Raw genomic sequence first — 8,490 nt, forward strand, 5'->3', positions numbered from 1 at the left:
GGTCGTGACCTCATCGTCGCCATTCTGATCGGCATCGCGATCGGGGGTGTGCTGCTGCTCTCGCTCGTGCTGCTGAAGTGGATCTTCATCCTCTTCGCGCTCGTCGCGACCCTCTTCGGGATCCTCGAGATCAGTCGCGCGCTCACGGTCGCCGGCCGCCGTATCGATGTCGCACCGCAGGTGGGCGTCGGCGTCGTCCTCGTGCTGTCGGGCCTGTTCGCCGACCTGTGGTTCCACTGGGTCGTCACGTTCGTGGCCGTCGTCGTGATCGCCGTCTGGCGACTGATCGCCCAGATGGTGGCCGTGGAGCAGCGCTCACCGTCGGACGTGCTCGCCGATGTGCTGACGGGCGGCTTCGTTCAGCTGTACGTACCCTTCTTCGCGAGTCTCTCGCTCGTGCTGCTGCGTCAGGACGGCGGCGAGTGGTGGATCATCACGTTCATCCTGATCGCCGTCGTGGCCGACACCGGCGCCTACATCAGCGGACTCACCTTCGGGCGTCATCCGATGGCGCCCCGGATCAGCCCGAAGAAGACGTGGGAGGGCTTCGCCGGAGCTGCCGTGGCGGCCCTCGTCGCGGGTGTGCTCGCGTCGATGTTCCTGCTCGGGCTGCCGTGGTGGACCGGCCTCGTCTTCGGAGCCGCGATCCTGGCGACGGCCACGGCCGGTGACCTCGGTGAGTCCATGATCAAGCGCGATATGGGCATCAAGGACATGAGTTCGTGGCTGCCCGGTCACGGCGGTGTGCTCGATCGCCTGGACTCGATCCTCCCGTCGGTCACCGTGGCCCTCGCACTGTCCTATCTGTTCACTCCGCTGGTGGTGACCCCATGAGTTCGGCCCCCGTGTCGTCCGATTCCCCCTCGCCCTCCGAGCGCACGTCCTTCCCGATCGCGCAGGGGCGCACGAAGGGGTATGACCGCGCGGCCGTCGACGACTTCCTCGCTCGTGCACGCGGTGTCTTCGAAGGCGAGACCGGAGACGCGCTGACCTCCGAGGACGTGCGACGCGCGGCCTTCCCCCTGACGCGCCACGGCTACGTCATCGCGGCCGTCGATGCGGCGCTCGCGCGGATCGAAGACGCCTTCGCCGCCCGTGAGCGCGAGACGGCGCTCGCGGACGGTGACGTCGGCGGATGGGTCGGCGCGACGCGCGGAACCGCGCAGGAGGTGCTCGATCGCCTGACGCGACGCAAGGGACGACGCTTCGACCGTGTCGGCGCGCTGCGGTACGGGTACCGCATCGATGAGGTCGATCTGGTGGGGGACAAGCTCGCCCGCTACCTGGCGGACGGCGAACCCGTCTCGGTCGAGCAGGTGCGATCGGTGGCGTTCCGCATGCAGCGCGGCGGGTACCGGGAGGCGCAGGTGGATGCGGTCCTCGACGCGGTCGTCGAGGTGATGCTCGCGGTGCGGTGACGCGCGTCGCGGGGCGGATGACACCGGGAGTCCTCGCGGCTAGAATCGGGTCACTGTGACTGCCGGAAGCGACCTTACCCCCGCGCGTCGCGACGTCGTGAACGTCGCCGCGCCGGCACGCCGCCCGTCGGCACCGGCGCAACGGTGGTCCCGGCGTCGCGGGGTCCTCGCTGTGTTCGCCACGCTGGCCGCGTTCGGCTTCGTCATCGCGTACGCCGGCCCGACGGGCGTCGCTCTGAGCCAGGCGGCCGCCGAGGAGACGCAGCCCATCACGCTGTACTCGAGCACGTTGGGAGACGTGCAGACCCTCGTCACCGCCGATGCCGGCGACGACGAGATCCCGACCTTCGAGCGCGGCAACTACGAGGTCTATGTCACGCCGACTCCGACGCCGACTCCGGAACCCGTCGTCGCGAGCGAGTCGTCGTCATCGTCGGCCGGGGGAGGATGGGCGCCGCCGTTCGTCACACCCGATCCCGGGTCCGCACAGGCCATCGCGTACGAGATGGTGACCGCTCGGGGATGGGGCGACGGCGAGTTCTCCTGCCTCGTGGCGCTGTGGAACAAGGAGTCGGGCTGGCGCGTCAACGCCTACAACGCGTCCAGCGGGGCCTACGGCATCCCGCAGTCGCTGCCGGGTAGCAAGATGGCCAGTGCCGGGGCCGACTGGGAGACGAATCCGGCCACCCAGATCTCGTGGGGCCTGGGATACATCGGCGGACGCTACGGGACCCCGTGCGGGGCGTGGGGGCACTCGCAGTCCGTCGGCTGGTACTGACCCGTGCCGCGGTCCAACCGTCGGCGCCGCGACCAGGCGGCGGGCGACGCATCCTTCGATCGGCTCCTGGCGGGGTGGAAGCGCACGGAGGTGCGCCGCGGCGCCGAGTGGACGGTGCAGCCCATCTCGGCCGCACAGGCGGTCAAGCCGTACACGTGCCCGGGATGCTCGCGCGCGATCGGGCCGGGTACGGCACACCTGGTCGCCTGGCGGGCCGACGGCGTGCTCGGCGACCGCGCCGACCTCGCGGCGCGCAGACACTGGCACAACGCCTGCTGGAGGATCAGCTGATGGAGATTCGCGGCCCCCTCATGCTTCCCGCTCGCCGGGAAGAGATCGAGCTCGAGACGCTCGACGGGCTCACCCTCGTCGGCGAGCTCGCGCTGCCCGCTGATCGTGAGCCGCGCGCGACGTTGGTGACCCTCCACCCCCTGCCGACCGCAGGCGGATTCATGGACTCGCACGTCTTCCGCAAAGCGGCCGCGCGCCTTCCCGCGCTGGCCGATCTCGCGGTCCTGCGGTTCAACACCCGCGGCACGTCATCGCCGCGCGGCATCAGCGAGGGGGAGTTCGACGGTGGGCGCGCGGAGGCCTTCGACGTCGCCGCGGCCATGGACTTCGTCCGCGAGCGCGGGCTCCCGCATCCGTGGCTGATCGGGTGGTCCTTCGGTACGGAGCTGACCCTCAAGTACGGACGCGACCACGCCGCCGAGGGGTTCATTCTGCTCTCGCCCCCGCTGCATCGTGCGACACCGGAGGAGGTCGCCGCGTGGGCTCAGGAAGAACGCCCGCTCATCATCCTCGTGCCCGAGCTCGACGACTTTCTGCGCCCGGACGAAGCCGCACAGCGGTTCGCCGCCGTGCCGCAGGCGAACCTCATCGCGGTCGACGGCGCCAAGCACCTGTGGGTGGGGGAATCGCAGACGCGACGGGTGCTCACCGAGATCGTCGCCGCGGTGAACCCCGACGCGCTGCCTCTCCCCACCGAATGGTCGGGGGAGATCCCCGGCACGGCGTGACGGTCACCGTTCGTTCTGACGGGGGATCAGCACCTGCCGGTAGAGGATGAGGATGCTGGCCGCGACCGGGATCGCCACGAGCGCACCGAGCAGTCCGAGGAGGGAACCGCCGGCGAGGGCGGCGATGACGATCACGGCGCCGGGGACGGAGACCGCGCGACCCATGATGCGGGGGGAGATCACGTACGCCTCCAACTGCATGTACACGAGGTAGTAGACCGCCGCGATGATCGCCGTCGACGTGCCGCCCAGTCCCGGAATGAGGCACAGCAGCACGATGATGGTCGATCCGGTGAGGGTGCCCACGAGCGGGATGATCGAGAAGAGGAACGCGACGACGGCGAGCACGGCCGGGAAAGGTGCGCCGATGATCGACAGGAAGATCGCGCTCAGCACGCCGTTGAGCACGCCGAGCGAGAGCTGCCCGATCACGTAGTAGCCCACCGAGTCGGTGATCTGCTCGGACAGGTCGATGAAGCGGGCGCGCTTGGACGCGGGGACCAGCTGGTAGACCGCTCGCTTCAGGCTGGGAGTCGATGCGGTGAAGTAGATCGTGAGGATGAGCACGATGAACGCGCCGGTGAGTCCGGCCAGAACGGCTCCGCTGAAGGCGAGGACGCCTTGACCGATCGATCCGCCGATCTCGGTGACGTTCGTCGTCAGCCAGTCCTCGACGTAGCTGAACACGTCGTCGACCCGCAGCGTGGGGAAGGTCGTCTGCAGCCAGGAACGCAGATCCTCGATGAAGGTGCCGCGCTCGACGAGTCGCACGATGGCGGTGACGAGCTGCGAGATCTGCGACACGATCAGCGGGACGATCATGAGGACGATGCCTGCGAAGAGCGCGAGGACTCCCAGGATCGTCACCACCACCGCCGCCCAGCGGGGCAGCCGCCGCCGTTCGAGGAACGAGATCACCGGGTCCAGACCCAGCGAGAGGAACAGCGCGGTGCCGACGTAGAGGAGGATGGTCGAGAGAGTCTGAATGCTGGCGATGAGCACCAGACCGAGCCCGACGCCCAGCGTGGCGAGGAACGCCACCCGGAACGGGTTGTGGATCTTCACGCGGTCTCCTGCCTCGGCCGTGCTCCTGTGGTGTCAGGATACGCATGCGCGCCGAGGAGTCTGCGCATCGACGCCTCCCGGTGGCCTTTCAGGTCGTCTCCGCTAGTCTGAAACGTCGATTGACGTCTGCGCTGGGACCCGAAGCGGACGTGGAGAGGTGTTTTCCTTGCGATTCGTGTGGGCCGTGCTGGCGTTCGTCCTCGCCGCGGTGATGATCGGCGCGGGTATCGCGCAGCGCACCGTCTTCCAGGGTCCCGATGCGCAGACCGCGCAGTTCGACGTCGAGGGAGATGTGCCGTACGTGCTCATCGACGGCGGCGCGATGACGGCTGTGTCCGGTCCGCAGACGCTTCGGGTGCAGGGGGAGGGCGAGCTCTTCGCGGCCTACGGCCGCACGGCCGATCTCGAGGCGTGGCTCTCCGACGCCGAGTACGCCCACGTGACCGCCGACGACACCGGCACGATCACGACGTCCACCGTCGCCCCCGCCGTCCCGGAGCCGGCAGAGACCGAGGCCACGGATGAGGGTGAGGTCGCCGATGAGGGTGAGGGTGCCGACGATGCCGCTTCCGCGGACGATGCCGCCGCCGAAGAGCCCGCGCCCGGGCGCAATCCGGTCGGGTCCGACCTCTGGCTCGACGAGTATCAGCAGGCCGACCTCCTCGTGGCGCCGCTGCAGCTTCCCGCGGACATGAGCGTACTCGTGGCCGCCGACGGAACGGAGCCCGCGCCCACGGATCTCAGCGTGTCGTGGCCGATCGAGAACGGCACGCCGTGGGCCGGCCCTCTCATCGTGGGGGGTGCGATCCTCATGGTCATCGGGCTGATCCTGTACGTGCTCGGCATCCGTCACGTGCGCCGGTCGCGCGGACCGCGCCGGAAGGGCCTGCCCCTTCCCGCGACGGAGCCGATCGACGTCACGGCCGACGACCCCGACAAGGGCGTGATCAGCAGCACTCCTTCTCGGCGCGCCGTGGGGCGTGGTCGGCGCAGCTTCATCGCGGTCCCGGTCGTCGCCGCTTCGGCGCTGGTGCTCGCGGGCTGCACGGCCGAGGCGTGGCCCGACCTGGCCGGAACACCCACCCCTTCGCCCACCGCTTCGGTCATCGTCCCCGAGGGCCAGCAGTCTCCTGCGGTCACGCGGCCCCAGGCGGAGCGCATCATCGAGCGTGTGGCGGCGACCGTCGCCGAGGCGGACGAGGCCCGAGACGCCGATCTGGCGGCCACCCGGCTCGAGGGGGCACCCCTCGCCGAGCGAGAGACCCTGTACACCCTGCAAGAGGCGATCGAGGACCGTGAGGGGCTGCCGGCATTCGCCACCACGCCCCTCGAGGTCGTGCTGCCGCAGGCGACCGAAGGCTGGCCCCGCACCTTCCTCGCGGTTGTGAACGATCCCGAGGGCACGGCCGCGACGACGATGTTCCTGAGCCAGCAGGACGCCTGGTCGGACTACAAGCTGACCTCGTACTCGTATCTCGAAGCAGACACGACCCTTCCCGACCTGGCGCCCGTGTACGTCGGTGCGACGCAGGTTCAGCCCGATTCGCCGTTCCTCATCATGGAGCCGCAGGAATTGTCGACCGCCTACGCGGATGTGATCAACAACGGCGAAGACAGCGAGTACGCCTCCCTGTTCGAGCTCGATGAGGACCAGTTCCGGATCGGTGTCGCCGCCGACCGGCAGAAGCGGCTCGACGAGTTCAACGAGACCGCCGAATCGACAGGGGAGCTGACCTTCTCGACCGAGCCCGGCGAGGAGGACCCCACGGCGCTGGCCACCCTCGAGAGCGGCGCCATCGTGGCGGTCACCATCCAGGAGACCGACACGGTCAAGCCCACCGACGACGATGCGGTGATCAAGCTCGACAACAATCCCACCGTGCAGACGCTGACCGGTGTGGACGAATCCTCCGAAGGATTCAGTACCGTGTATGTCGACCAGCTGTTCTTCTACGTGCCCGGCCAGGGCTCGAGTGAGAAGATCCGGCTTCTCGGATACGTTTCAAACATTCTCGACGCGAAGGTGATTGAGTGACCGATGCCGCCACGGCGGCCGCGATGCGCGGTGCCGTCGACCTGTCTTCCCTCCGTAACCGCCCCGACCCCGCCGCGCCCCGACCGGCCGGCGGGTCGGCTTCGTCGGCGCTCGTGCGCGACGTCACGGACGCCACGTTCGGTGAGGTGCTCGAGCTCTCGCGCACCGTCCCGGTGGTGGTGGATCTGTGGGCCGACTGGTGCGGGCCGTGCAAGCAGCTGAGCCCCATTCTCGAGAAGGTCGTCACCGAGCTCGGCGGGCGAATCGTCCTCGCCAAGGTCGACGTCGATGCGAACCCGCAGCTCGCACAGGGATTCCGTGCGCAGTCGATTCCGATGGTCGTCGCCCTCCTGGCCGGACAGCCCGTGCCGCTGTTCCAGGGAGCCGTGCCCGAACAGCAGGTGCGCGAGGTGTTCGCGCAGCTCCTGCAGGCTGCGGCGCAGAACGGTGTGACGGGCACGATCACGCCGGAGGATGCGCCGGACGACGACGTCGCCGAAAGCGAGCCCGCACTGCCGCCGGCCCACGCCGAGGCATACGCCGCGATCGAGGCCGGCGACTACGAGCGCGCCGCGCGAGCGTATGAGGCGGCGATCACCGAGAACCCCGGCGACGCCGACGCGAAAGCCGGTCTGGCGCAGGTGCAGCTGCTCCTGCGGGTGCAGGGCGCAGACCTGCAGCAGGCGCGCGCGGCGGCCGCCGATGCGCCCACCGACGTGGACGCGCAGCTGCTCGTGGCCGATCTCGATGTCGCCGGCGGTCATGTCGACGACGCGTTCGCCCGGCTTCTCGAGCTGTTCTCCAAGCTCGCCGGAGACGACCGTGCACCCGTGCGTGCGCGCCTGGTCGAGCTGTTCCAGGTCGTCGGCGACGCCGACCCCCGGGTGATCCGCGCACGTGCGCGGCTTGCCTCCTTGCTGTTCTGACTCCGACGACGCGACCAGATCGCCCCCGGCCACTCGTGCCGGGGGCGATCTCGTGTCAGCGGTGCGTCGGCGACGGGATGCGCGCCTGGCGATCGTGGCTCAGCCAGAGCACTCCGAGAGGAGGCAGCACCATCGAGGCGCGGCCGTTCTCGTCGGCGTGGACCACTCCGAGGTTGCCGACGCCGGATCCGCCGTACTCCTCGGCGTCGGAATTGAGGATCTCCCGCCACACCCCGGCCTCCGGGAGGTCGATCTCGTACGGTCTCACCGGCACCCCGGAGAAGTTGCAGATCACCGCGACGGTGTTTCCATGCCAGTCCCGGCGAGAGAAGGCGATCACGCTGGAATTCCACGCCGGACCGCCGAGGCGCGCGAACGCCGCTCCGTCGGCATCCCGCGACCACAGCGCGGAGTGATCGCGGTAGACGTGGTTCAGCGTGGAGACGAACCGCGCCAGCTGCTCGTGACTGGGCTGCTCGAGCATCCACCAGTCGAGGCTGCGCCCCTCGGACCACTCGGACATCTGACCGAACTCCTGCCCCATGAACAGGAGCTGCTTGCCCGGATGCCCCCACATGTAGGCGAGGTAGCCGCGCATGTTGGCGAGCTTCTGCCAGTGATCGCCCGGCATGCGCCCGAACAGGCTGCCCTTGCCGTGGACGACCTCGTCGTGGCTGATCGGCAGCACGAAGTTCTCGCTGAAGGCGTACACGAACGAGAAGGACATCTCTCCCTCGTGATGACCCCGGTACATCGGGTCGCGCGCGACGTACTGCAGCGAGTCGTTCATCCAGCCCATGTTCCACTTGAAGCCGAAGCCGAGTCCGGCGTGGTCGGTGGGGGCCGTGACGCCGGGGAAGCTCGTCGATTCCTCGGCGATCATCGAGATGCCCGGGTATCGCTTGTACGCGGTCGCGTTGACCTCCTGCAGAAAGCGGATCGCCTCGAGGTTCTCGCGACCGCCGTGCACGTTGGGTTCCCACTCCCCGGCTTCGCGGGAGTAGTCCAGGTAGAGCATCGAAGCGACGGCGTCGACGCGCAGACCGTCGACATGGAACTCCTCGAGCCAGTACAGGGCGTTGGCCACGAGGAAGTTGCGCACCTCGTTGCGGCCGTAGTCGAAGATGAGGGTGCCCCAGTCCTTGTGCTCACCTCGCCGGGGATCGGGATGCTCGTACAGCGCCTCGCCGTCGAATCGCGCCAGCGCCCAGGCGTCCTTCGGGAAGTGACCGGGGACCCAGTCCATGAT

Annotated in this window: 9 protein-coding genes; 7 read left to right on the plus strand and 2 right to left on the minus strand. The window is 68.9% G+C overall.

Annotated elements, in window-relative coordinates; translation table 11 throughout:
- The 5 genes from B4E30_RS12995 to B4E30_RS13015 all read left to right on the plus strand — a co-directional run.
- A partial coding sequence (locus B4E30_RS12995; protein ID WP_286795522.1) for a phosphatidate cytidylyltransferase occupies positions 1-834 on the plus strand: 834 nt, incomplete at its 5' end.
- Positions 831-1,418, plus strand: a complete 588-nt coding sequence (locus B4E30_RS13000) for a DivIVA domain-containing protein (protein WP_286795523.1) — start codon at positions 831-833, stop codon at positions 1,416-1,418. The genes B4E30_RS12995 and B4E30_RS13000, both read left to right, overlap by 4 nt.
- A gap of 55 nt (positions 1,419-1,473) precedes the next feature.
- Positions 1,474-2,196: a lytic transglycosylase domain-containing protein gene (locus B4E30_RS13005; protein ID WP_286795524.1), complete on the plus strand. Its 723-nt coding sequence runs from the start codon at positions 1,474-1,476 to the stop codon at positions 2,194-2,196.
- Positions 2,197-2,199: 3 nt separating this feature from the next.
- Entirely contained in the window at positions 2,200-2,487 is a 288-nt protein-coding gene (locus B4E30_RS13010) for a hypothetical protein (RefSeq protein ID WP_286795525.1), read from the plus strand.
- Entirely contained in the window at positions 2,487-3,215 is a 729-nt protein-coding gene (locus B4E30_RS13015) for an alpha/beta hydrolase (protein ID WP_194385135.1), read from the plus strand. The genes B4E30_RS13010 and B4E30_RS13015 overlap by 1 nt, the downstream gene beginning before the upstream one ends.
- 3 nt (positions 3,216-3,218) lie before the next feature.
- On the opposite strand, the gene B4E30_RS13020 is transcribed toward B4E30_RS13015, so the two are convergent.
- Positions 3,219-4,280, minus strand: a complete 1,062-nt coding sequence (locus tag B4E30_RS13020; RefSeq protein ID WP_194385136.1) for an AI-2E family transporter — start codon at positions 4,278-4,280, stop codon at positions 3,219-3,221.
- A 157-nt stretch (positions 4,281-4,437) separates the two neighbouring features.
- Here B4E30_RS13020 and B4E30_RS13025 point away from each other — a divergent pair, with 157 nt between their 5' ends.
- Together B4E30_RS13025 and B4E30_RS13030 are read left to right on the plus strand one after the other, a co-directional pair.
- Positions 4,438-6,315: a glycosyl transferase gene (locus tag B4E30_RS13025; RefSeq protein ID WP_286795526.1), complete on the plus strand. Its 1,878-nt coding sequence runs from the start codon at positions 4,438-4,440 to the stop codon at positions 6,313-6,315.
- A gap of 23 nt (positions 6,316-6,338) precedes the next feature.
- The gene (locus B4E30_RS13030; protein WP_194385489.1) at positions 6,339-7,241 is read left to right on the plus strand and encodes a tetratricopeptide repeat protein; all 903 of its coding nucleotides are present in this window, start codon (positions 6,339-6,341) and stop codon (positions 7,239-7,241) included.
- Positions 7,242-7,296: 55 nt separating this feature from the next.
- Here the strand turns inward: B4E30_RS13030 and glgB are convergent.
- Positions 7,297-8,490: 1,4-alpha-glucan branching enzyme (glgB, locus tag B4E30_RS13035; RefSeq protein ID WP_286795527.1), on the minus strand; the 1,194-nt coding region annotated here is incomplete at its 5' end.

This window comes from Microbacterium sp. UBA3394 (genome assembly GCF_002358725.1).
Taxonomy (GTDB): Bacteria; Actinomycetota; Actinomycetes; order Actinomycetales; family Microbacteriaceae; genus Microbacterium; species Microbacterium luteum.

Bases quoted from the DNA above. Each gene is read 5' to 3' on its own strand.
- B4E30_RS13030 (WP_194385489.1), top strand. From the start codon at position 6,339: ATGCGCGGTGCCGTCGACCTGTCTTCCCTCCGTAACCGCCCCGACCCC.
- B4E30_RS13015 (WP_194385135.1), top strand. From the start codon at position 2,487: ATGGAGATTCGCGGCCCCCTCATGCTTCCCGCTCGCCGGGAAGAGATC.
- B4E30_RS13000 (WP_286795523.1), top strand. From the start codon at position 831: ATGAGTTCGGCCCCCGTGTCGTCCGATTCCCCCTCGCCCTCCGAGCGC.